Annotated in this window: 17 protein-coding genes; 3 read left to right on the plus strand and 14 right to left on the minus strand. The window is 70.0% G+C overall.

The genetic code is table 11. The features are described 5' to 3' along the window. Nucleotides 1–453: 453 nt before the first annotated feature. Together H9I49_RS07300 and H9I49_RS07305 are read right to left on the minus strand one after the other, a co-directional pair. Nucleotides 454–1,707 (minus strand): FUSC family protein, encoded by a 1,254-nt coding sequence (locus H9I49_RS07300; protein ID WP_188029717.1) that lies wholly within the window; start codon nucleotides 1,705–1,707, stop codon nucleotides 454–456. Between the two features lie 22 nt (nucleotides 1,708–1,729). Next, nucleotides 1,730–2,740, minus strand: a complete 1,011-nt coding sequence (locus tag H9I49_RS07305; RefSeq protein ID WP_188029718.1) for a YihY/virulence factor BrkB family protein — start codon at nucleotides 2,738–2,740, stop codon at nucleotides 1,730–1,732. A gap of 152 nt (nucleotides 2,741–2,892) precedes the next feature. Here H9I49_RS07305 and H9I49_RS23415 point away from each other — a divergent pair, with 152 nt between their 5' ends. Further along, nucleotides 2,893–4,605 (plus strand): serine/threonine-protein kinase, encoded by a 1,713-nt coding sequence (locus H9I49_RS23415; protein ID WP_223128451.1) that lies wholly within the window; start codon nucleotides 2,893–2,895, stop codon nucleotides 4,603–4,605. Nucleotides 4,606–4,744: 139 nt separating this feature from the next. Here H9I49_RS23415 and H9I49_RS07315 read toward each other — a convergent pair whose 3' ends face one another. From H9I49_RS07315 to H9I49_RS07335, 5 genes are all read right to left on the minus strand, one after another. Beyond that, a complete protein-coding gene (locus H9I49_RS07315) occupies nucleotides 4,745–4,927 on the minus strand; it encodes a hypothetical protein (RefSeq protein ID WP_188029719.1) in 183 nt (60 codons plus the stop codon). 170 nt (nucleotides 4,928–5,097) lie between these two features. Further along, the gene (locus H9I49_RS07320; protein ID WP_188029720.1) at nucleotides 5,098–5,580 is read right to left on the minus strand and encodes a (2Fe-2S)-binding protein; all 483 of its coding nucleotides are present in this window, start codon (nucleotides 5,578–5,580) and stop codon (nucleotides 5,098–5,100) included. A gap of 9 nt (nucleotides 5,581–5,589) precedes the next feature. Then, on the minus strand, nucleotides 5,590–7,938 hold the full coding sequence (locus tag H9I49_RS07325; protein WP_188029721.1) for a molybdopterin cofactor-binding domain-containing protein: 2,349 nt from the start codon (nucleotides 7,936–7,938) through the stop codon (nucleotides 5,590–5,592). 187 nt (nucleotides 7,939–8,125) lie between these two features. Further along, entirely contained in the window at nucleotides 8,126–10,531 is a 2,406-nt protein-coding gene (gene ppsA, locus H9I49_RS07330) for a phosphoenolpyruvate synthase (RefSeq protein WP_370587467.1), read from the minus strand. A gap of 54 nt (nucleotides 10,532–10,585) precedes the next feature. Further along, nucleotides 10,586–11,431 carry a pyruvate, water dikinase regulatory protein gene (locus tag H9I49_RS07335; protein ID WP_188029723.1) on the minus strand — a complete coding sequence of 282 codons (846 nt, stop codon included), beginning with the start codon at nucleotides 11,429–11,431 and terminating at the stop codon, nucleotides 10,586–10,588. A 435-nt stretch (nucleotides 11,432–11,866) separates the two neighbouring features. Between H9I49_RS07335 and H9I49_RS07340 the strand changes: the two genes are divergently transcribed. After that, nucleotides 11,867–12,235, plus strand: a complete 369-nt coding sequence (locus H9I49_RS07340; protein ID WP_188029724.1) for a hypothetical protein — start codon at nucleotides 11,867–11,869, stop codon at nucleotides 12,233–12,235. Here the strand turns inward: H9I49_RS07340 and H9I49_RS07345 are convergent. Next, on the minus strand, nucleotides 12,205–13,365 hold the full coding sequence (locus tag H9I49_RS07345; RefSeq protein ID WP_188029725.1) for an acyl-CoA desaturase: 1,161 nt from the start codon (nucleotides 13,363–13,365) through the stop codon (nucleotides 12,205–12,207). The two genes, H9I49_RS07340 and H9I49_RS07345, sit on opposite strands and share 31 nt — an antisense overlap. Nucleotides 13,366–13,416: 51 nt before the next feature. Beyond that, entirely contained in the window at nucleotides 13,417–14,547 is a 1,131-nt protein-coding gene (locus H9I49_RS07350; RefSeq protein WP_188029726.1) for a ferredoxin reductase, read from the minus strand. Nucleotides 14,548–14,633: 86 nt separating this feature from the next. On the opposite strand from H9I49_RS07350, the gene H9I49_RS07355 reads away from it, so the two are divergent. Next, entirely contained in the window at nucleotides 14,634–15,854 is a 1,221-nt protein-coding gene (locus tag H9I49_RS07355; RefSeq protein WP_188029727.1) for a CdaR family transcriptional regulator, read from the plus strand. 33 nt (nucleotides 15,855–15,887) lie between these two features. Here H9I49_RS07355 and fdhD read toward each other — a convergent pair whose 3' ends face one another. The 5 genes from fdhD to H9I49_RS07380 all read right to left on the minus strand — a co-directional run bounded on the left by fdhD (nucleotide 15,888) and on the right by H9I49_RS07380 (nucleotide 23,171). After that, nucleotides 15,888–16,772, minus strand: coding sequence for a formate dehydrogenase accessory sulfurtransferase FdhD (gene fdhD / locus H9I49_RS07360; protein WP_188029728.1), 885 nt, complete (start codon nucleotides 16,770–16,772; stop codon nucleotides 15,888–15,890). Beyond that, nucleotides 16,769–19,102 carry an FdhF/YdeP family oxidoreductase gene (locus tag H9I49_RS07365; RefSeq protein ID WP_370587468.1) on the minus strand — a complete coding sequence of 778 codons (2,334 nt, stop codon included), beginning with the start codon at nucleotides 19,100–19,102 and terminating at the stop codon, nucleotides 16,769–16,771. The genes fdhD and H9I49_RS07365 overlap by 4 nt, the downstream gene beginning before the upstream one ends. 153 nt (nucleotides 19,103–19,255) lie before the next feature. Beyond that, nucleotides 19,256–20,896: a BCCT family transporter gene (locus tag H9I49_RS07370; RefSeq protein ID WP_188029729.1), complete on the minus strand. Its 1,641-nt coding sequence runs from the start codon at nucleotides 20,894–20,896 to the stop codon at nucleotides 19,256–19,258. Between the two features lie 203 nt (nucleotides 20,897–21,099). Further along, nucleotides 21,100–21,957, minus strand: a complete 858-nt coding sequence (locus H9I49_RS07375; RefSeq protein WP_188029730.1) for a bifunctional methylenetetrahydrofolate dehydrogenase/methenyltetrahydrofolate cyclohydrolase — start codon at nucleotides 21,955–21,957, stop codon at nucleotides 21,100–21,102. A gap of 71 nt (nucleotides 21,958–22,028) precedes the next feature. Further along, the gene (locus H9I49_RS07380) at nucleotides 22,029–23,171 is read right to left on the minus strand and encodes an aromatic ring-hydroxylating dioxygenase subunit alpha (protein ID WP_188029731.1); all 1,143 of its coding nucleotides are present in this window, start codon (nucleotides 23,169–23,171) and stop codon (nucleotides 22,029–22,031) included. Nucleotides 23,172–23,252: the final 81 nt, after the last annotated feature.

Consider the following 23,252-nt stretch of genomic DNA (forward strand, 5'->3'; position numbering starts at 1 on the left):
CCCCTCGAGTGCGCTCGAAGTCAAGCGAACTCAAAGCGAGGTCGAGCGAGGCCCAGCCAGGCCCGGCTGGGTCAGACCGGTGGAAGGCTGCCGTGCTGTCGGCCGTCGCCGACGCTCCGGCAGACGGACACCCGCAGGTACCTCTGGCGGCGTCGACCCAGGGCGCACCGGTCGCCCGGGTGGAGCCGCCGGTGCTGTGCCGCGGGCCAGGTCCAGCAGGCCCACTGCCCTGCGGTCTGCAGGCGTGTGCAGGAGTCGGGGGTCACCCGCGACGCCCGTCACGAGAGGCCGGGAGCGGGCGGTGCCAGTGTGCTGCGGTGGGCACGGTGACTTCTCCTCTCGCCGGGGTGATCGGCTGCCGTGAGACCTTGACGTACTCACGCACCCGGACACCCGCGCTGAACGCGGACCTTGCGGCCGCGTACCCGGACAACGACGGCTCGCGCCCTGAGGTCACGGTAGCGCGCCTCCCGAGCCCTTTGTGGGGGTTTGGCCACGACGGTCACCACCCAGGTGACGCAGGCCCTTCCACATCCGTGGTGACGGCGGCGGTGGTCGGAGGGGTCCGCTGTCGGTCGGGACGACGGCGGACTGCCGTGACGCCCGCAGGTCGTTGACCGCGCGCATCGACTCACTGATGAGCGCGCCGTAGACCGGCCAGCTGTCGGGATCCTCCAGCGGCGTGCTCCGTACCTCCTCACGCAGCTCGGTGAGGACAGCCAGCGCGCGATCCGTGGCCTGAGTGAACGCAGCGCTCTCCGCCTCCTCGTGACGACCGAACTGCTCGACCGCCACCGCCATCGAGCTCAGCGCCTCGGCGTACCGCGCGAGGAAGGTCGTCGAGGGGGCCGGCTGCTGCTGCTCCGCGTCCCCGGCGTCGACGAGGGTCCGTGCGATACCGGTGACCTGCCAGAGGACGCGGCGCAGCGCGGTCACCGTGTGCTCGTACCCCTCCCAGTCGATGTCGGCCGGGCGGAGGTTCTCGCGCGGGTTGAAGCGCGTGCTCTCGCGACCCGTCTTGATGTCGTCGATGACGAACGGCGCCTTGTCGGCCACCTCGGTCCCCCGGCGGTACCACCCCCGCGCCACGTCGTGGTCCCACTCGTCCGGCAGGCCGCGCGCCATCTCCTCCAGCAGGTCGTGGACCTGACGCGCCAGAGCCGTGACCCGCTGCCGTGGCCGGGTGAGGTGCAGTGGCGCCAGGACGACGGCGTTCGTCGCAACCCCGATGACGCCGCCGGCGACGGTCTCCACGATCGTCAGGTAGGTGAACTCCTCGTTCGTGCCCTTCGCGGTGATGAGCGAGAGGAGCACCATCGCAGGCACCTGGATCCCGTGGTCACCGAGCCTGGACCAGCGCCCGATGACGAGTGCCACGAGCACGACGCCGAACATCGTCCACCACGTGATCCCGACGACGGTCGCCACGGCCCACGCGACGCTCAGGCCGAGCACGACGGCGGCGATGCGCTGCGCGCTCGCCGACAGCGACCGCACCATCGTCCGGTCGACGACGAGCAGGGCCGCCATCGGGGCGTAGAACGGGACCGGACTGTCGAGGACCTGGACGGCGAACTGCCAGGCGATCACGGTCGCTGCGGCGGCCTTGAGCAGGAGCAGGAGAGCGTCCCGCTCCGGCCCCGGCTCGCGCAGCGCCGTGCGCAGGGCGCGCAGCCGCGTCATCGCGTCCTCGCGCCACCTGCTCACGGTCGGCTGCTCGCGCCGACCATCAGCTCGAGCGCCGCTTCGCAGCCTCGGCGACGGCGTGCCGGTCCGCCTCGTCCATGGCGCGCGTGTCACGCGGCTCCGCGAACGGCTCGAGGTCCTCTGGCACACCCTCGGCGATGGCCCGACTGCGGTCCAGCTCGGCGTTGACCTCGGCACCGAGCAGGATCGCGATGTTCGTCAGCCAGAGCCACACGAGGAAGATGACGACACCGGCGAGCGATCCGTACGTCTTGTCGTACGACGAGAACTTGGCGACGTAGAGGGCGAAGAGTCCGGAGACGACGAGCCACAGGAGGACGGCGATGATCCCACCCGGGCTGACCCACTTGATGCCTCCCTGACGCGCGTTCGGGCTCGCCCAGAAGAACACCGCGAAGAGCACCGAGACGATGACGAGGAGCACGGGCCACTTGGCGATCCCCCAGGCGAGCACGGCGGCGTCGCCAGCGCCCACGAGGTCACCGATCTGTTCGGCGACGGGTCCGCTCACGATGACGATGACCGCGCTCAGGACCATGACGAGAACCGCCAGGACGGTGACGCCGAGGCGGATCGGCACCGTCTTCCACAACGGCCGGCCCTCCGGGATGTCGTAGATGACGTTGGAGGCGCGCATGAAGGCCGAGACGTACCCTGACGCCGACCAGATTGCCACGAGCAGACCGAGCACGGCGCCGAGTCCGGCGGTCGTCCGGTTGGCCTGCGCCTGAGCGATGAGGGTGCGCACGAACTCCGCACTCGAGCCCGGCGCGATGGCCCGCACCTGGTCCACCACCTGGGCCGTCAGGTCCGGCCCGAGCAGCCCGAGCAGAGCCACGAGCACGACGAGAGCCGGGGCCAGGGACAGCAGGCCGTAGTAGGTCAGCGAGGCAGCGAGGTCGGTGAGGTTGTCGCGCTTGAACTCGGTGCGGGCTCTCTTCACGGCAGCGAGCAGTGACGAGCGGGGCAGGTCGGTCGGGCTGTCGGGACCGGCGTCGTCGTCCCGTGAGGGGTCGGGAGATTTCTGTGCCATACCTGTCGCATACCCCGTACCGCCCGGTCGCAGCGCTCGCTCCGGCGTTGCTGCCCACGGGACGTCGCCTCCGGCTGCGATGGCACGATGGTCAGCGCCCGACGGGCCGCTCTGGGTATGTGGCCGGGTGATGTGACAGGAGGATGCTGACGATGGCCGTCGACCAGCCGGATCTCGTGGGCGGACGCTATCGCCTCATGAACCGCATCGGGTCCGGAGGAATGGGCCAGGTCTGGCTGGCGTGGGACGAGCGGCTGAGCCGTGCCGTGGCGCTCAAACAGCTGCACGCCCCCGTCGGCCTGCCCGAAGACGAGGCCCGTTCGGCGCACGCCCGCGCAATGCGGGAGGCACGCATCACGGCACGGTTGCACCACGCGAACGCCGTGCCCGTCTTCGACGTGGTGGACGACGACGGCCGTCCGTGCCTCGTCATGCAGTACCTGCCGTCGCGCAGCCTGCATGACGTGATCTCCGACCGAGGCAGGCTCCCGGCCCGCGAGGTCGCCCGCCTGGGCAGCGAGGTGGCGTCGGCCCTCGCCGCCGCCCACGAAGCCGGCATCGTCCACCGCGACGTCAAGCCGGGCAACATCCTGCTCACCGAGGACGGGTCCGCGCGGATCACCGACTTCGGCATCTCGCACGCCCTCGGCGACGCCTCCCTGACCTCCACCGGCATGGTGACCGGCACCCCGGCGTACCTCGCGCCCGAGGTCGCACGGGGCGAGGCATCGAGCCCGGCTTCCGACGTGTTCTCGCTCGGCGCCACCCTGTACACCGCGACCGAGGGGGCACCTCCCTTCGGCACGGCTGACAACGCCATGGCGCTGCTCCACCGCGTCGCCTCCGGCGTGATCACGCCGCCGGCCGACAGCCCCTTGGCCGCGCTCCTCGCGAGGATGCTGGCGCCCACGCCCGAGGAGCGGCCCGCCATGGCCCAGGTCTCTCGTGACCTGGCCATCGTCGCGGCGGGGCCGGTCGTCCAGGAAGGGATGGGCCGCGCCGAGGGCCCACCGGACCCGGTGCGTACGCGCGTGCTGCCGGTCGTGGGCTCCGCCTCGGCCGCGCCCGCTGGGTCGGCGGCGGCCGCGCCCGCTGAGTCGGCGGCGGCCGAACAGCCGGGCGAGGCTGTGGACAGGGCGGTTCCGCCCACCGAGCGAGACGGCCCTGACAAGGCGGAAGGGACGGCATACGGTACCGCGCCTACTGCCCTGCCTGCCGCCGGGCCGGTGGACCACGACGCGACCAAGGTCGTCCGTCGGCGGTCCCGGACACTGCTCGTGGCTCTGGTGATCCTGCTGCTCGTGGGGCTCGGTGCCATCGTGTGGGCCCTGCAGGGCGACCGCGACGGCCCGGGCGTTGCCACGAAGGCCGGCCGCTCGGCGAATCCGTCTGCCAGCCCCCCTGCCGGCCCCTCGTCGACCCAGCCGCGTGAGACGCCGAGCCGGAGCAGCGCCACGCCCAAGACCTCGACCACCGGTGCGCCGTCACCGAGCACGTCCAGGGCTGAAGCGTCTGGGACGAGCACCGCTCCCAGCGGTACCCGCCCCGCCGAGCTCGCCCGGGCGGTACGCGACTACTACGCGTTGCTGCCCGGCGACACCGACGCGGGCTGGAGACGGCTCACCGCCCGCTACCGGTCGACGACCGCCGGCAACCGCGAGACGTACGAGGCGTTCTGGGGATCCGTCGACTCGGTGGAGGTCCGTGGCGCCGAGGGCAGCGCGCCCGACGACGTCATGGCGACGATCAGGTACGCGTTCCAGGACGGACGCCGCTTCGAGGAACGGACCTCGTTCCAGCTCGTTGACGACGGCGGCGTGCTCAAGATCGATCGGTCATCGGTGCTGAGCAGCCGGCAGCTCTGACGCCCGCTGCCTGCCCGCCCGCACGCCCCCACGGAGCCCCCGCCCGACCACGTTCGGGTGGCCGTGCCCAGAGTTCGTGGGCGGGGCGCCGTGACGGGCGGGTGCTCCGGATGGGTTCAGTCGGTGACGGGGAGACCCGTCACTGGCAGCGCCACATGAGAGATGAACGTCCGGCATGGCGCTCTCGGTTCCGCGGGGCGCCGACCGGCGCGGTGACACTCGTCGTGCAGACCTCGGCCAGCCGCTCGAGCATCGCGGCCCGCTCGCTGCCGGTCATGACCGTCATGGTGGTGTCGTCGTCGCCCAGAACCGCTGTGCTCATGGTCGTTCTCCCTGTTCGGTCCGGCTGGCGCTCGGATGGCGCCGTGCCCCACAGGTGTAGGTGTACCAGTCCCCTTCGCGAAATACATCCCTAATGCCCGCTTTTGTACAAGGAAGTTTCAAGAACTGTGCAAGTAATCGTCTGGAGGTCTTGCAGAAGGGGCCCCTCGGCTACGGTGACATGCGCTCGGCCCCGTCCCGCACCGCCTCCCGGATGCGGTTGTACGTGCCACAGCGGCACACGTTGCGGATGCGGTCGAGGTCGTCGTCGGTGACCTGTCGGCCCTCGGCCCGCACCCGCCTGACCAGCGCCACGGCGGCCATGATCTGGCCGGGCTGGCAGTAGCCGCACTGGGCCACGTCACGATCGAGCCAGGCCTGCTGCATCGGGTGCAGGTCCTCGTCGACGGTGTCGGAGAGGCCCTCGATCGTCGTGATCTCGTCGTCGGGCCGGATGTCGCCGACCCGGACGGCACAGGGGTTGAACGCCTTGCCGTTGAGGTGGGAGGTGCAGGCCTTGCAGACGTTGATGCCGCACCCGTACTTCGGGCCGGTGATGCCGAGGACGTCACGAAGGACCCAGAGCAGCCGGACGTCGTCGGCGACGTCGACGGTGACGGGCCGGCCGTTCACGCGGAAGGTGTGCTGTGCCATGGGTGCTCCTCAGGTGGTGTGCGACAGGCCGTCGGTGGGCGGGGCCGGCACCGGGGGGACGAAGGCCTTGGGGGTGAACGAGACCGTGCCGTGGTTGATCGGGAAGCGGGTCGGCACACTGCCTGTCGCGCGCGCGTAGGCACAGGCCGTCGCGGCGACCGATGCGGCGACACCCGCCTCCCCTGCGCCGCCCGGCAGCTCGGCGTCGGACGGCATGACGATGCACTGGAAGGCCTGCGGCACGTTCCACTGGCGCGTGTAGAAGTAGTTGTCCCAGCTGGCCTCGAGAAAGTGGCCGTCCTGCAGGTGGTTGCTGCTCGTCAGGGCGAGCGCGATGCCGTCGGCGACGCCCCCCATCATCTGCGCCTCCAGGCCCCGGGGGTTGACGACCAGGCCGGCGTCCACGGCGATGACTGCCTTGGTGACCCGTGGACCGGTGACAGCGTCCCGCACCGTCCGGTTCACGGTCTCGGGCCGGCAGTCGATCTCGACGAGGACGGCCGTCGCGCCCTTGTACTCGGAGTGGACCGCGACGCCCTGTGCCGTGCCTGGCACCATCGGCCGGCCCCAGGCGCCGGCTTCGGCGACCGCACGCAGGCAGGCCCTGACCCTGTCGTTGCGCAGGAACGCCAGCCGGAAGGCGTACGGGTCCCTGCGAAGGCGCCTCGCGAGCTCGTCGATGAACAGCTCGTTGGCGCAGGCGACGTCCGGCGAGTAGATGTTGCGCATGCTGCCGGTGTTGAAGCCCATGTCGACCTCGGTGAGCAACTGGGTCACGACGCCGAAGTCGTAGGGCAGCTCCTGGGTCAGCGTGAAGATCGACTCTGCGAGCCCGAGGTTGCCCAGGCCCGCGGGCAGCTCGGAGGCCATCGCGCTGAGCCGCTCGCCGAGACCGTGGGAGAAGTCGGTGCGAATGCTCGTGTGCCGCTGCTCGAAGGTCAGCACCTCGCCGCCGAGCACCGTCGCGCGGATGCGCGAGGTCGCCATCGGGTGGGTGCGACCCTGCCGGGGCTCGTCGGCGCGGTGCCACATGAGCTTGACCGGCTTGCCCATGGCTCTGGAGACCTTCGCGGCCTCGATGGCGGCGTCGCCGAAGAGCTTGTGCCCGAACGACCCTCCGCCGGTCACCACGTTGACCGTCACCGCGTCGACGGGCAAACCAACCGCCTTGGCGATGTTGCGCTGCGCGACGATCGGTGCCTTGAGACCGGCCCACACCGTCGCCCGGTCGTCGCGCACGTCGGCGATGGCGCAGTTGGGCTCGAGGGCCGCACTGCTGCGGAACATGAACTCGAAACGCAGGTCGATGGTCTGCGCCAGGAGCGGGAACCGAGGCACGGTCATCGGCAGCTCGGCGGCCTCGAGCCGGCGCAACACGGAGTCGTCCGACTCTCCCTCGACCGTCCCGGCGTTCCAGGTGACCCGCAGCGCGCGGATGGCATCGATGCACTGGCCGAACGTCTCGGCCCGCACCGCCACACCGGTGTCGACGAGAGCGACGTCGGTGACGCCGGGCAGGGCCTGCACCGCGGAGAGGTTGTCGACCGCCCGCGGCGACCCGTTGAGCGTCGGCGGTCGGCACACCATGGTCGGCAACGCGTCGGGGACCTCGAGGTCCATCGTGAACCTCTTACGTCCCGTGACGGCTTCCAGCGCGTCGACACGGCTGCGGGGCGTTCCGATCACGCCGTAGGAGTCGCGGGGCGTGAGGTCGACGTCGACGGCCGAGGTCGTGGATCGCGCGGCAAGGGTCGCGAGCTGGCCGTAGGTTCGAGCCGCGCCGTCAGGGGCCCTCACGACGCCGCCGTCGGCGACGAGGGACGAGACCGAGGCGCCGAGCAGCGTCGCCGCCGCCTCGAGCAGGGCCCGTTTCGCAACGGCGGCAGCGACCCTGATCGGGGTGAACATCGACTGCATCGTGTTGGATCCGCCGGTGAGCTGGTTGAAGACGAGCTCCGGGCGAGCGGGCGCCAGCGTCACGCGCACCTTCTCGAGCGGGGTCGACAGCTCCTCGGCGATGATCATGGCCGCGGCCGTCGTGATGCCCTGACCGACTTCCATGCGCGGCATCTCGAAGTGGGCGACACCGTCGTCGTCGACGGTGATCGTGATGAGCTGCGAGGTAGGCAGCGCCGCATGCGTCTGTAGGTCGCCGAGGTCGTAGAGCTCGGGCACCTGATGAGGGCTCGGAACCGCTGCCGAGGCCGGCGTCGCGGCACAGATCTCGGCGGCGACCGTGAGTGTGGCTCCCCCGACGACGAAGCCGATGAACCTCCTGCGCGACACCCCCACCGGCGGTGAGCCGTCCTCTGCTGCCGTGCCTTGCTCGGTGGGCTGATGACCGGGGGTCGTCGTCATCGACAGGTGTCCCTTCGCCGAAGGATCACGTGCGACGGAAGTCCCGAAGCCGGGACGGGTCACACGTGTCGGCTCGTCTCGGGCAGGAGCCGGAGACGAGACCGGGTTGCCCGGCCCAACGACCGATGCACCTGCGGGGTCACGGGGACCGCCTCAGCTGCGCCGATCCCCGCGCCCTTCTGCCGGGTCAGGCGGTCCCGACGGACTGCGGGGCATGCTTGGCGAGGCGCAGCCAGGTCTCGACGACGGTGTCGGGGTTGAGCGACATCGACTCGATGCCCTGCTCGAGGAGCCATTCGGCCAGGTCGGGGTGGTCGCTGGGTCCCTGGCCGCAGATGCCGACGTACTTGCCCCGCTCGCGGCAGGCCTTGATGGCCATGGCGAGCATCTTCTTGACCGCCGGGTCGCGCTCGTCGAAGGACCCGGCCACGAGCGAGGAGTCGCGGTCGAGCCCGAGCGTCAGCTGCGTCATGTCGTTGGAGCCGATGGAGAAGCCGTCGAAGTGGTCGAGGAACTCGTCGGCGTTGACCGCGTTGGACGGCACCTCGCACATCATGACGACCTGCAGGTCGTTCTCGCCGCGGCGCAGCCCGTGCTGCGCGAGCAGGTCGATGACGCCCTCCGCCTCGGCGACGGTCCGCACGAACGGGATCATGATCTTGACGTTGGTCAGGCCCATCTCGTCGCGCACGTACTTCAGGGCCTCGCACTCCATCGCGAAGCACTCGGCGAAGTCGGCCGACAGGTACCGCGCCGCGCCGCGGTAGCCGATCATCGGGTTCTCCTCGTGCGGCTCGTACCGCTCGCCGCCGAGCAGGCCGGCGTACTCGTTGGACTTGAAGTCGGACATGCGCACGATGACCGGCTCGGGCGCGAACGCCGCCGCGATGGTGGCCACGCCCTCGGCGACGCGCTGCACGAAGAACTCTCGCGGGCCGGCATACGCCTCGATCTGCGCCGTGATCTCGGCCTTGATGCCGGGCTCCTGGTCGTCGAGCTCGAGCAGCGCCCTCGGGTGGATCCCGATCTGGCGGTTGATGATGAACTCGAGCCTGGCGAGCCCGACGCCCTTGTTGGGCAGGCGCGAGAACTCGAACGCCTGCTCGGGCGTCCCGACGTTCATCATGACCTTGACCGGGAGGTCGGGCATCTCGTCGAGCGCGGTCTCGGTGACGGTGAACTCGCGCAGCCCCTCGTAGACGAACCCGGTGTCGCCCTCGGCGCACGAGACCGTCACCTCCCGCCCGTCCGACAGGACCCGGGTGGCCGAACCGGTCCCGACGACGGCGGGGATGCCCAGCTCGCGCGCGATGATCGCGGCGTGGCACGTGCGGCCGCCACGGTTCGTCACGATCGCGCTCGCCCGCTTCATGATCGGCTCCCAGTCAGGGTCGGTCATGTCGGCGACGAGCACCTCGCCGGCCACGAAGTCGTGCATCGCGTCGATCGAGTCGAGCACCCGCACGGCGCCGGCACCGATCTTCTGGCCGATCGCACGGCCCTCGACGACGACCGGGCCGCGCTCGTCCATGCGGAAGCGACGGAGCATCGAGCCGGTCTGACGCGACTGCACCGTCTCGGGGCGAGCCTGCAGGATGTAGATCCGGCCGTCGACACCGTCCTTGCCCCACTCGATGTCCATCGGGCGGCCGTAGTGCTCCTCGATCCGCAGGGCCTGCTGCGCCAGCTCCGTGACGTCCTCGTCGGTGATCGACAGGCGCGGACGGTCGGCCTCGGGCACCGGCACGAACTCCGTCGTGCGCCCGACGCTCGCGTCGGCCGTGTAGACCATCTTCGTCGCCTTGCCGCCGACCCCGCGCTTGAGGATCGCCGGGCGGCCGGCCCGCAGCGACGGCTTGTAGACGTAGAACTCGTCGGGGTTGACGGCGCCCTGGACGACGGCCTCGCCGAGCCCGTAGCTGCTCGTGATGAAGACGGCATCGCGGAAGCCGGACTCGGTGTCCATGGTGAACATGACCCCGGACGAGCCGATGTCGGAGCGGACCATGCGCTGCACGCCGGCCGAGAGTGCGACGACCGAATGGTCGAAGTCGCTGTGCACGCGGTAGGCGATGGCTCGGTCGTTGTAGAGGGAGGCGAAGACCAGCTTGATCGCGTGCAGCACGTGGTCGATGCCGCGCACGTTGAGGAACGTCTCCTGCTGACCGGCGAACGACGCGTCGGGCAGGTCCTCGGCGGTGGCGCTCGAGCGCACCGCGAAGCTGACCTGCTCGGCGCCCTCCCCCCCGGCCTGCTCGCTCACGAGCCGGTCGTACGCGTCACGGATGTCGCGCTCGAGGTCCTCGGGGAACGACTGCTGCTCGACCTCCTCGCGGATGCTCGCGCCGACGTCGGCCAGGCGGCGCGTGTCGTCGACGTCGAGGTCCGCGAGGAGCGCGTTGATGCGGTCGGCGAGTCCGTCCTCGGCGAGGAAGCGGCGGTACGCCTCCGCCGTCGTCGCGAACCCGTCGGGCACCGAGACGCCGGCCGCGGACAAGTGCTGGACCATCTCGCCGAGCGAGGCGTTCTTGCCCCCGACCGTCTCGACGTCGGACAGTCCAAGCTCGGCGAACCTCGCCACGTTCTCGCTCACTACAGGTCCTTTCATCATGGTTCGAATCCTGCTCCGGGGGCCGGGCGGGCGGGGTCAGCCGACGTCGTTGAGGGGCCGGCTCTGCATGATCACCGCGGCGATCTCCTCCACCGACATCGCGGAGGAGTTGACCACCGGTACGCCATGCGCGCGGTACATCGCCTCGGCCCGTCGCAGCTCGTAGGAGCACTGGGCCAGGCTGGCGTACCGTGACCCGGGCCGCCGCTCGCCGCGCACCTGGCTGAGCCGCGGCGCCGTCGACAGCAGCCCGAAGCACTTGGCGGCATACGGCCGGACGGGGCGCGGCAGGTCGCTCGTGTCGAAGTCCTCCTCGACGAGCGGGTAGTTGGCGACCTTGATCCCGTGCTGGAGGGCGAGATAGATCGACGTCGGCGTCTTGCCGCACCGCGACGGGGCGATGAGGATCAGCTGCGCCTGCTCGAGGTTGCGCATGCTCTGGCCGTCGTCGTGCTCCATCGCGTACTCGACCGCACGCATGCGCGCTTCGTAGCGGCCGACGTCACCGACGCCGTGCAGCGCACCGACGTGGTGGGAGGCGTTGACGTGCAGGACGTGCTCCACGGTCGAGAGGTGCGAGCCGAAGAGGTCGATGAAGGCACATCTCGTGCGCTGCAGCTCGGCCCGCACCTCCTCGTCCGCGACGGTGGAGAAGACGAGCGGCGTGACGGTCTCGGTCATCGCTGCGTCGAGCGCGATGACCACCTCACGGGCCCGCTCCACGGTGGTGATGAACGGGATCTTGCGGCGCGTGAACGTCACCGTCGGGAACTGCTGCAGCATCATGTTGCCCAGGGTCTCGGCGGAGATGCCGGTGCCACCCGCGAGAAAGAAGGTCGGGGTCGGCGAGGGCGCGCTGGCAGGCGTCGTCGTTGAGGCCACGAAAGGCACTCTCGCACACCCGCGTCGGTTACTCGATCCCGTCGCGCCCCGCGTGTGACTCAGGACTCACTGGGCTCTCACCACGCGAGACCCGGACCCGCGCCGGACCGGGCCGCGGAGGCGTACGTCCGTGGTCGATTCGGGTCTAACGTTGCGGTGAGGAGCAGTCGAGCGTCCCGGCCGGCGCGTCCGGCCCCTTCGGCGCGAGACGGCCACCAGAGCGCTTGCGAGGTGGCGATGACGCAGCAAGCAGAGAGGCCTGGCCCGCGGGCCGGTCGACACCTGACGTCCGAGGACGGCGCATGCCTCATGGAGCTGGTGTCCGTGGCCGCAGGAGAGCCGTGGAGCGACCACCCGGCGTGCACCCACCCACTGCTGTCGCACGTGGCTCGCCGCGTCAACGATGCGACCTCCGATCGTGGCCGAGCAGCCTTGGTGCGCTTCGTTCCGGCCCTGACCGTCGCGAACTGCGAGGACCCACTCGCGTTCGCCCGCGTTGCGGCCTCGTGCACCCGGGTGGCCATGGAGGACGACCGCTCGGTCCTGCTTCGGGCGCTGCACGCCGCCGCCGTCCGGAGGTCCCGGTCGGACGGCACGAGACGACACGGGCTGTACCTGCACGGCACGGCATTCCGAAGCGTGGATCTCGCGGTGCTCGCCGTCCTGGACCGTCCGCAGGACGGCGCCGACCTGGCACTGAGACGAATGCTGAGCATGTCGCTTCGGGCCGTGCCGACGCCGCCTTCTGCGCTGGCAGCGCTCGCGCGAGCGGGTCAGGCGGCGATGCGTTCGCCGGCCGGCTGAGCGGCGCCCAGAGCCGAGACGACAGCCTTGCGGCGACGGGGGAAGTCGTTGGGCAGCGAGAGGCGGAAGACCTTCTTCCACGCCGAGGCGACCTGGCGCGGCAGCGAGCCGGTCGTGTACTTGAGGCCGTACTTCTCGAAGAGGGCCTGCACCTGCGGGGCGATCTGCTGGTAGCGGTTGCTGGGCAGGTCGGGGAAGAGATGGTGCTCGATCTGGAAGCTCAGGTTGCCGGTCATGAAGTGCATGGCCTTGCTGCCGCTGATGTTGGCCGAGCCGAGCATCTGGCGCAGGTACCACTCGCCACGGGTCTCCCCCACGATCGACTTGCGCTCGAAGGTCTCGACGCCCTCGGGAAAGTGGCCGCACATGATGACCGAGTGGGTCCAGAGGTTGCGGATGAGGTTGGCGGTGGCGTTGGCGCCGAGCGTGCTGAGGAACGACGGGCCCGACAGCAGGGGGTGGATGACGTAGTCCTTCGTCATCTGGTTGCGGATCTTCTTCAGCGTGACCTTGGCGCGCGCCCGGAAGTCGGGGTCCTGGCGGCGCTCCTTGGTCGCGAGGTTCTTGCCGAGCTCGAGGTCGTAGGCCGCGATGCCGTACTCGAAGATGCAGGCGTTGACGAAGTTCCACAGTGGCTGGGCGGCGTAGAGCGGCACCCAGCGCTGGTCCTCGTCGACCCGCATGATGCCGTAGCCGAGATCGTTGTCCTTGCCGATGACGTTCGTGTAGGTGTGGTGCAGCTCGTTGTGCGAGTGCTTCCACTGCTCGGAGGGGCTGGCGTTGTCCCACTCCCAGGTCGTCGAGTGGATCTTCGGGTCACGCATCCAGTCCCACTGGCCGTGCATGACGTTGTGACCGATCTCCATGTTCTCGATGATCTTGGCCACCGCGAGGCCGGCGGTACCGACGATCCAGGCAGGCGGGAACATCGACACGAGCAGGACGGCGCGGCTGGCCAGCTCGAGCTTGCGCTGCGCCGAGATGACCTTGCGGATGTATGCCGCGTCGTCGCCGCCGCGCGTGTCGAGCACCGACTGTCGGATGGCGTCGAGCTCGACGCCGATCTGCTCGATGTCCTCGGCCGTGAGGTGGCTGATGGGGTTGTGGGTCTTCTTCTGCAGGACGGTCATGGTGACTCCTCTGGTTCGGAGGTCGGTGGGACTGTGGGTCTGGGCGGTCGGTCAGTGGTCGATGACGCAGGCGCCGGCGGCCGCGGAGATGCACGTCTGGATGGGCACGCCGCGTCCTTCCGTCTCGCCGGGGGTGGCCGTCGTGACCGCTCCGGTGCGCAGGTCGCGTACGGCCCCTTCGCGCAGCGGCAGGACGCAGCCGAAGCAGATGCCCATTCGGCATCCCGACGGCATGAGGACCCCCGCGGCCTCGGCGGCGTCGAGGATGGGCGTGCCGCCGTCGGCGGCGACGGTGGCGCCGGAGCCGGAGAAGGCGACCTTGCCCCCCTCGCCCACCACGAGGGTGGTGGCGCGGAACTGCTCGGTCAGCAGCTGAAGTCCGCGTGCCTGGTGGTGTCGCTCGAGCGCATCGAGCAGGCCGCCCGGTCCGCACGCGAGCGTCTGGCGCTCGTGCAGGTCGGGGACGAGCTCGTCGAGGTGTTCGACGTCGAGGACGCCGTGCTCGTCGTCGTAGCGGGCGACGAGCCGGATGAGGCCGGCCGCGTCCAGCGCGCGGAGGTTGTCGATGAAGATCGAGTCGGGCGCACTCGGGGCCACGTGCACGACGACGATGTCGTACGCCGCCGAGCGGGGTAGGCGCACGACGCCGGCGTCGGCGACCGGGAAGAGGTTGCGCAGCATGCCGATCACCGGGGTGACCCCGGATCCGGCCGTGACGAAGAGGAACCTGCCGCCGTCGCCCGGCAGCACGAACTCGCCCTGGGCCTGCTCGAGGTGCACGAGGGTGCCCGGCCTGGACTCGCGGACGAGATGGGTGCTGACCAGGCCGTCAGGGACCGCCTTGACCGTGATCGAGATGTGTCCGTCCGGACGCGGGCCGTGGGTCAGGGAGTAGGCCCGCCACTGCCGGACGCCGTCGACGTCGACGCCGATGCGCACGTACTGCCCGGGTACGTGGCCGGCCCAGTCGGCGCCGGGGCGGATCACGATCGTGGCGGCGTCGGCGGTCTCGGGGTGGACCTCGACGATGCGGCCGCGCAGGTCGGCGCCAGGACGCAGCGGGTCGAAGAGGTCGAGGTAGTCGGCCGGCAGCAGCGGCGAGGTCGCACGCTCGGCCAGCTGGACCAGGCGTCTACGCAGCGACGGGCGGGCGGCTCGGGTAGAGGGCGCGGTCAGGCTCATGTCTCCAGCATGACTGGCAGGAGGGAGTAATATCCTGACCGCTCGGCGTGAAACGTCCGGGCACTCTTGTTCGGAGGAGACAGTCAATGGCCGGTGAAGCCAGCAGTCCCGCGTTTCGGGCCGCCGCTCTGCAGCTGGACCACGCGGTGCTGCGCGTGCTGCGCGAGCGGCTCCCCGCCATCGCGACGACGACGGTCGCGGCCGTGGTCGGAGAGGTCCCCGACTATCGGGGCGCCCTGGGGGGCTCGGCGGGCGGCACGATCGAGAGGGCCGTGCAGATGGCCATCGCCGGCTTCCTCAAGCTCGCGGGCGGGGGCAGCGACGTCGACCCGAGCACCCCGCTGGGCCCCACCCGCGAGGGGGCGTATGCGCTGGGACGCGGCGAGGCACGTGGCGGGCGCTCCATGGACAGCCTGCTCGCGGCCTACCGGGTGGGGGCTCGCGTGGCGTGGCGCGAGCTGGCCCGGGCGGCTGCCGAGGCGGGACTGCCCGCGACGACGATGGCGAAGTTCGCCGAGCTGTTGTTCGCCTACATCGACGAGCTGTCGGCGGCCAGCGTGGCCGGCCACACCGACGAGCTGACGACGAGCGGCCGAGTGCGCGACCGGTACCGCGAACGTCTCGGGCAGCACCTGCTCGCCAGGGCCGGGGCCGACATGCTGACCGCGGCTGCGGCCCGAGCAGAGTGGACTCCACCGACGTCGCTGACCGCCGTGCTGCTACCAGCAGCCGAGGCGCGCCGCGCGCTCTCAGTGCTCGCCGCCGACACGCTGCAGGTCGGCGAGGACCTGCAGGGAATCGCGGACGTCGACCCCGACCATCCGCTGACCCTCCTGCTCGTTCCCGACGCCGACGGACCCGGGCGTCGTCACCTGCTGCGCGGGCTGGGCGGCCGCCACGCCGTCGTCGGTCCGCCGCGTCCGTGGCTCGAGGCCCGGTCGTCCTACGACCGGGCGGTGCGCACGCTGGCGCTGGGTGCGGCGTCCCGCAGTGGCAACCCCATCGACAGCGAGCAGTACCTTGCCGACCTCGTGCGCACGGCCGACCCGGAGGCGCTGGCCGACCTTCGGGCCCAGGTCCTGGAGCCCCTCGCTGAACTGTCGGCGGCCACCCAGGAACGACTAGCCGCGACCCTCCTGTCGTGGCTCCTGCACCAGGGACGCCGTGACGAGGTCGCCGCCGAGCTGCATGTTCACCCCCAGACCGTGCGCTACCGGATGGGGCAGCTGCGTGAGCTCTTCGGCGACAGCCTCAGCGACCCAGCCCTGGTGCGAGGGCTCGTGCTCGCCCTGCCCGCCACCCCCTGAGGACGGGAGCCGAGAGGACTGCCTGACGCGCGCTCAGAACTGTCCGGTCCTCTCGAGCTGCCCGGCCGGGTGGGCAGCGGTCGAGGTTCCCGCCGTGACACGGTCGGCGCGGCTGTAGACGACCATCGAGTCTCCCCGCAGGAATCCGACCAGCGTGATGCCGAGCTCGTCGGCGAGGTCTGCTGCCAGCGATGACGGAGCCGAGACTGCAGCGAGCACGGGGACTCCCGCCATCGACGCCTTCTGCGTGAGCTCGAAGCTGGCCCGTCCCGACACCATGAGCACCGTGCCTGACAGTGGCAGCAGGTCGTGCTCCAGGGCCCAGCCCACGACCTTGTCGACGGCGTTGTGCCGGCCCACATCTTCCCTGGCCACGAGAAGGTCACCGCTGCGTCCGTCGAAGAGGCCCGCGGCATGCAGGCCCCCGGTCTGGTCGAAGACCTGCTGGGCCTCACGGAGCCGGTCGGGCAGGGAGACGAGCATCTCCGGGGTGACCTGAAGCAGGTCGTCCGCCACCGGAAAGGCTGACACGGTGCTGACGGCGTCGATGGACGCCTTCCCGCACACGCCGCAGGAGGACGTCGTGTAGGTGTTGCGCTCCATCCCGAACGTCGGCAGCTCGACTCCCGGGGCGAGCTGCACGTCGAGCACGTTGTAGGTGTTGAGCCCTTCCTCGGTGGCCCCCGCGCAGTAGCGGACGGTGGCCACGTCCTGTCGGTGCCTGACCACGCCCTCGGAGACGAGGAAGCCGAGGGCAAGCTCGACGTCGGCGCCGGGGGTCCTCATGGTGACGGCGAGCGAACGGCCTCCGACCCGCACCTCCAGGGGTTCCTCGGCGGCCAGCCGGTCCTCCCGAATGCGTGCCGGATCACCCACCCGAATCCGGGTGACCCGCCGCCGTACGGCTCGCTTCCTCATGGCTGCCCTCTGGTCTTGCTGGGCTCCAGACGGACCAGCACGGACTTCGACGTGGGGGTGTTGCTGTGCTCGGCGACGGAGCCGAGCGGCACGAGCGGGTTGGTCTCCGGGTAGTACGCCGCCGCGGTGCCGCGCGGTGTGTCGTACTCGACGACCCTGAAGTTGCGGACTCGGCGCTCGACGTCGTCGTCGGGCCAGTGCGCCACGAGGTCGACGTGGTCGCCGGCGCGCAGACCGTGGGCTTCGATGTCGCGGCGGTTGAGAAGCACCACCTGCCGGCCGCCCTCGATGCCGCGGTAGCGGTCGCTGAGGCCGTAGATCGTCGTGTTGAACTGGTCGTGGCTGCGCATCGTCTGCAGCACGACGTGCCCGTCCGGGACCTCGAGCAGGTCGAGGACCGAGGCGGTGAACTGGGCCCGACCTGACGCAGTGTCGAACGCGCGCCGGTCCCGCGGCGGGTGCGGCAGCACGAACCCGGTCTTGGTCAGCACCCGGGCCTCGTAGTCCTCGAACCCGGGGACGACGCGCTCGATGTGGGCGCGGATCCGGCCGTAGTCACCGGCCAGCCCCGCCCAGTCGATCGCCGTGCCGTCACGCAGGGTGGTCTCCGGTGTGGTCCCCAGGGTCGCCCCGAAGGTGGCCTGCGCGATCCCGCACACGATGGCCACCTCGGAGCGCAGGTGCTCACTGGCGGGTGTCAGGCGCCCGCGGGAGGCGTGGACCACCGACATCGAGTCCTCGACGGTGACGAACTGCGGCCCGCCCTCCTGCAGGTCGGCCTCGGTGCGCCCGAGCGTGGGCAGGATCAGCGCGGTCTCCCCCGTCACGAGATGGGACCGGTTGAGCTTCGTCGACACCTGAACGGTCAGAGCGGTCCGCCGCAGCGCCTCCGCGGTGACGGCCGTGTCCGGTGCGGCGTGCAGGAAGTTGCCGCCGAGGCCCACGAACACCCCGACCCGGCCGGCGAGCATCGCCTCGATCGCCTCGACCGTGTCATAGCCATGGCGGCGCGGCGGCTCGAACCCGAACTCGGCCGCCAGCGCGTCGAGGAAGGCCGCCGGGGGCTTCTCCCAGATGCCCATGGTCCGGTCGCCCTGCACGTTGGAGTGGCCCCGGACCGGGCACAGGCCCGCACCGGGCTTGCCGATGTCGCCGCGGGCCAACGCGAGGTTGACGACCTCCTTGATCGTTGCCACCGAGTTGCGGTGCTGGGTCAGTCCCATCGCCCAGCACCAGATCGTGGCCCCGGACGCGGCGACCATCCGGGCCGCCTCGACGATCTGGTCTCGCTCGAGGCCGGTGGCGCGGTCGACGAGGTCCCAGTCCACCTGCGCGACCTGGGCCCGCCACCCGGCATACCCGTCCGTGTGGGCCTCGACGAAGCCGTGGTCGACGGCGTCCCACTCGAGCAGCAGCGACCCGATCGCCTGGAACAGCGCCTGGTCCCCGCCGAGGCGGATCGGCAGGTGCAGGTCGGTCAGGTCGGTGCCGCGGCCCACCACGCCGCGGGTGTGCTGCGGGTTGCGGAAGTTGACCAGCCCCGCTTCGCGCAGCGGGTTGATGCTGATGATCTTCGCGCCGCGCCGCTTCGCGGTCTCCAGCGCCGAGAGCATCCGCGGATGGTTGGTGCCCGGGTTCTGCCCGGCCACCACGATCAGCTCGGCCCGGTACAGGTCCGCCAGGCTGACGCTGCCCTTGCCGATACCGATCGTGTCGATCAGCGCCACCCCGCTCGACTCGTGACACATGTTCGAGCAGTCCGGCAGGTTGTTCGTGCCGAACGCCCGGACGAACAGCTGGTACACGAACGCCGCCTCGTTCGACGCGCGCCCGGAGGTGTAGAACGCCGCCTCATCCGGCGACCCCAGGGCGTTCAGGTGCGTCGCCGTCAGGACGAACGCCTCGTCCCACCCGATCGGCTCGTAGTGCGTGCCACCCGGACGGCGCACCATCGGATGGGTCAGCCGGCCCTGCTTGCCCAGCCAGTGATCCGGCCGGGCGGCCAGCTCGGAGATGCTGTGCCGGGCGAAGAACTCCGGGCCCACCCGGGCCTTGGTCGCCTCCTCGGCCACGGCCTTGGCGCCGTTCTCGCAGAACTCCGCGGTGTGCCGATGCTCCGGATCCGGGTCCGGCCACGCACAGCTCATGCAGTCGAACCCGTCGACCTGGTTGAGCCGCAACAGCGCCCGGGTCGCCCGCGCGGGCCCCATCTCCCCCAGCGCCCGGCCCATCGCCACGGCCACGGCCTCGACACCCGCGGCATGGTCGCGTGGGGCACGGACCCTCAGGCGGGACTCGTCAGGCGTCCCCAGCAGCTCGTCCTCGGGCACGGCACGATCACTCCTTCTTCATCCGGACAACGGGTGAACGTTCTGCGTCTGCCGGCAACCGGCGTGGCGATGTCCTGGGTGGGGACGTGCCCCGCCCAGGACATCGGAGTGGCCGACGGTACCGCCGACCGGCCGGTTCCCCGGCGTGGACCCTCAGGCCCGCTCGGGTAGTGCGGGAATGGCGTCCTTGACCCCGTTCGCGTCCCGGGTCGGACTGGCGGGCAACGAGTCGCTGACCAGCACGCGGGGCACTTCGCTGCCCGGCCCGGGCTCCTTGCGAAGCTCCTTCACGAGCGAGACCGCAACCCCGACCATGATGAACAGGAACGGGAACGCCGCGAGGATGCACAGGGTCTGGAGGGCGTCCAGCCCACCGGCCACCAGCAGGATGGCGGCGACAGCACCGGTCATGACTCCCCAGAAGACCGTGACCATCATGCGCGGCTCCTTGCATCCGCGGCTGGACAGGATCCCCATCACCAGGGCGGCGGCATCTGCCCCGGAGATGAAGAAGAGTGCGACGAGGATGATGACGACCAGGGCGGTGACGGTGAAGAGGGGATACTGCCGCAGCAGCTCGAACAACGCCGTCTCCTGACCCTGTTTCAGAGCGGCCCCCAGGTCGAAACCACCGAGCTGCAGGTCGATCGAGATCCCGCCGAGGATGGAGAACCAGACGAAGCTGACCAGGCTGGGCGCGAGGACGACACCCAGGACGAACTGCCGAATCGTCCGGCCTCGGGAGATCCGGGCGATGAACGTGCCGACGAACGGGGTCCAGGAGACCCACCACGCCCAGTAGAAGATGGTCCATCCCGAGAGCCACTCCTGACCCCCGAACGCACCGGCACGGAAGCTCATCGGCAGCAGCTCGTAGAGGTAGTCACCGACGGACTCGGTGAACATGCTGAGGATGAACACCGATGGACCGACCACGAACAGGAAGAACAGGAGCGCCACGGCCAGCACCATGTTGGTGTTGGACAGGAACTGGATGCCGCGGTGCACGCCACTGGCTGCCGAGACGATGAACGCGATGGTCAGCAGCGCGATGATGCCGATGGCCATGGGCGTCGACTTCGGCAGGTCGTAGAGCTGGTTCAGCCCCGAGTTGATCTGCAGGGCCCCGAGCCCGAGCGACGTCGCCGACCCGAACAGCGTGGCAAAGATCGCGAAGGAGTCGATGGCTCGCCCTGTGCCACCTTCGGATCGCTTGCCCAGCAACGGGAAGAAGGCAGAGCTGATCAGGTTCGCGCGGCCCTTCCTGAAGCCGAAGTAGGCGAGCGCGAGCCCGACGATGGCGTACATCGCCCAGGGGTGGAACGCCCAGTGGAAGTACGAGTACTCCATCGCGAGCCGGGCGGCCTCCTGGGTGTTGGGCTGGGCCAGGCCCATCGGAGGCGAGCTCAGGTGCGACAGCGGCTCGGCCACCCCGTAGAACATGAGGCCGATGCCCATGCCGGCACTGAACATCATGGCGACCCAGCTCACGGTCCGGAACTCGGGGCGCTCGTCGTCACGGCCGAGCCGGATCCGACCGAACCGGCTGACGGCGAGGAACCCTGTCAGGGCTACGAATCCGGTGCTGGTGAGAATGAAGATCCAGCCGAAGCTGCCGATCACCCAGTCGAGTGCAGCGCCGCTGATGTCAGCAAGGCTCTCGTGGTCGACGATCCCCCAGACGACGAAGGCGAGCGCGACAGCCGCGGAGCCCACCAGGACCGTCCGGTCCGCTGGTAGCTGGTCGGCGAGAGTCCCCCGCCGCTGTGTTTCCGAGTCAGACTGCACTGTCATCGGAGATGTCCTTCCAATCCTTCGGTGAGGAGTGCCGGTTACGGCGATGGCGACGGGCTCGAACGCGCTGGCGTCCCCCTGAACAGCCGTTGCTCACCTCGCACTACTTTGTGCAATACGCAACATGATCCTGCGAACCTGACGCCCAGTCAAGGCTTCGGCGTTGCTTATTGTGCATGGGGTTGTGTCATTTGCAACGCGCGTCAGCGTGGACCGAGGCTCTCGGCCATCTCCACGACGTTGGTGAGCAGCATCGCCCGGGTCATGGGGCCGACTCCCCCGGTGGCCCCGCTGACCTTGCCGGCCACGCTGTCCACGCCGGGGTGCACGTCACCGAGGATGCCTTCGATGGTGCGGGTGATGCCTACGGACAGCACCGTCGCGCCGGGCCTGACCCAGTCCGGCTGCACCAGGTGCGCCACACCCGCCGCCGCAACGACGACATCGGCGACCCTGGTGTGCGCCGCGACGTCGACGGTCGCCTCGTGGCACAGCGTCACGGTCGCGTGCTCACTGCGCCGCGTCAGCATCAGTCCCAGCGGACGGCCGACCGTCAGGCCGCAGCCGATGACGCAGAAGCGCGCCCCGGTGATGGGGACGTCGTGATGTCGCAGCAGCTCGATGATGCCCCTCGGCGTGCACGGCAGTGGCGCCGGCATGCCGAGGACCAACCGCCCGAGGTTGACCGGATGGAGACCGTCGGCGTCCTTCTCCGGGTCGATGAGCTCGAGCACCCGGTGGGTGTCGATGTGCGCAGGCAGCGGCAGCTGGACGATGAACCCGGTACACGCCGGGTCGGCGTTCAGCCGGAGGACGGCCGCCTCGATCTCCTCCTGGGAAGCGGTCTCCGGCAGCTCCAGCCGGATCGAGTGCAGGCCCACCTCACGGCAGTCCCGATGCTTGCCGTTGACGTACGAACGGCTCCCCGGGTCGTCGCCGACGAGGATCGTCCCCAGGCCCGGCCGGATCCCCTGGAGCTGCAGCATGGCGACGCGGTCGGCCAGGTCGAGCTTGACCTTCTCGGCGACCCGTTTGCCGTCGATGAGTGTTGCGGTGGCCATGCCGGCTCCTTCTGCGGACACCGAGCCCGCCCGCGTGTCCGGGCGAGCATCGTGAGGCGGGACCACGACCGTCAGCCGACGGACCGGCCGACGGCACCGGCGATCTTGTCCTGGACCCACTCGTGGAACTCGCCGATGTGGTGCTCGCTGGGGACCAGCACGCCACCGTCGGCGTAGACGCGGGAGCTCATCGCCGGCTGGCAGCGCTCGCAGGCGTCGAAGTCCTGCTGGTTGACCCGGTGGAAGAGCTCCACCGAGGCGCTGACGTCCTTGCCGCTCTCGACCACACCGGGCAGGTAGAGCCAGTCGCACTCGACGATGGTGTGGTCTGCCGCCAGCGGGTACATCCGGTGGAAGATGACGTGGTCGGGAACGAGATTGATGAACACCTGCGGCTTGACCGTGATCGCGTAGTAGCGCCGGTCCTGGTCCTCGGAGACGCCGGGGATCCGGTCGAGTCCCTCGGAGCCGTCGACGGTGAAGCCCTTGATCTCCTCGCCGAACACGGCGCCGTGACCCACGAAGTACTGGGCGGCGAACCCGTCGGCGAACTCGGGCAGGACCTCGGTGAGCTCGGGGTGGATCGTCGCGCAGTGGTAGCACTCCATGAAGTTCTCGATGATGAGCTTCCAGTTGGCCTTGACGTCGTAGACGATCCGACGGCCGACGGCGAGGCTGGCGACGTCATAGTGGTCGATCGACTCCAGGTCACCGAGGCGCTCGATGACGGCGTGGCGGACCGTCTCGTCGAACGAGGGCGGCTCCGGTGCCAGGCACACCCAGATGTAGCCGAGCCACTCCTGCACCGAGATGGTGCGCAGGCCGTACTCGACGCGGTCGATGTCAGGCATCTTCGTCAGGTTCGGCGCGGCGACGAGCTTGCCGTCGAAGTCGTACGTCCAGGCGTGGTACGGGCACTGGAAGGAGCGCTGGGCCTGGCCGGACTCCTCGGTGCACAGCTGGGCGCCGCGGTGGCGGCAGATGTTGAAGAAGGCGCGCGCCTCACCCTTGCGGTTACGGGTGATCAGCACGCTCTCGCGGCCGACCTGCACCGTCTTGAACGAGCCGGGCCCCGTGAGGTCGGTCGAGCGGGCGGCGCAGAACCACATGGCTTCGAAGATCCGCTCCTGCTCGGCGGCGAACACGGCCTCATCGGTGTAGGTGTGGCCGGGCAGGGTGGCGATGAGGCTGGGCGAGGTCTCGATGAGGGACATGGATGCTCCTGGGCGACTACTGAACGATGGGCAAAGAGTTGTTAATAACGCAACGTATCGTGTGATACGCAACAGCCTGAG

This window comes from Terrabacter sp. MAHUQ-38 (assembly GCF_014518425.1).
Lineage (GTDB): Bacteria > Actinomycetota > Actinomycetes > Actinomycetales > Dermatophilaceae > Terrabacter.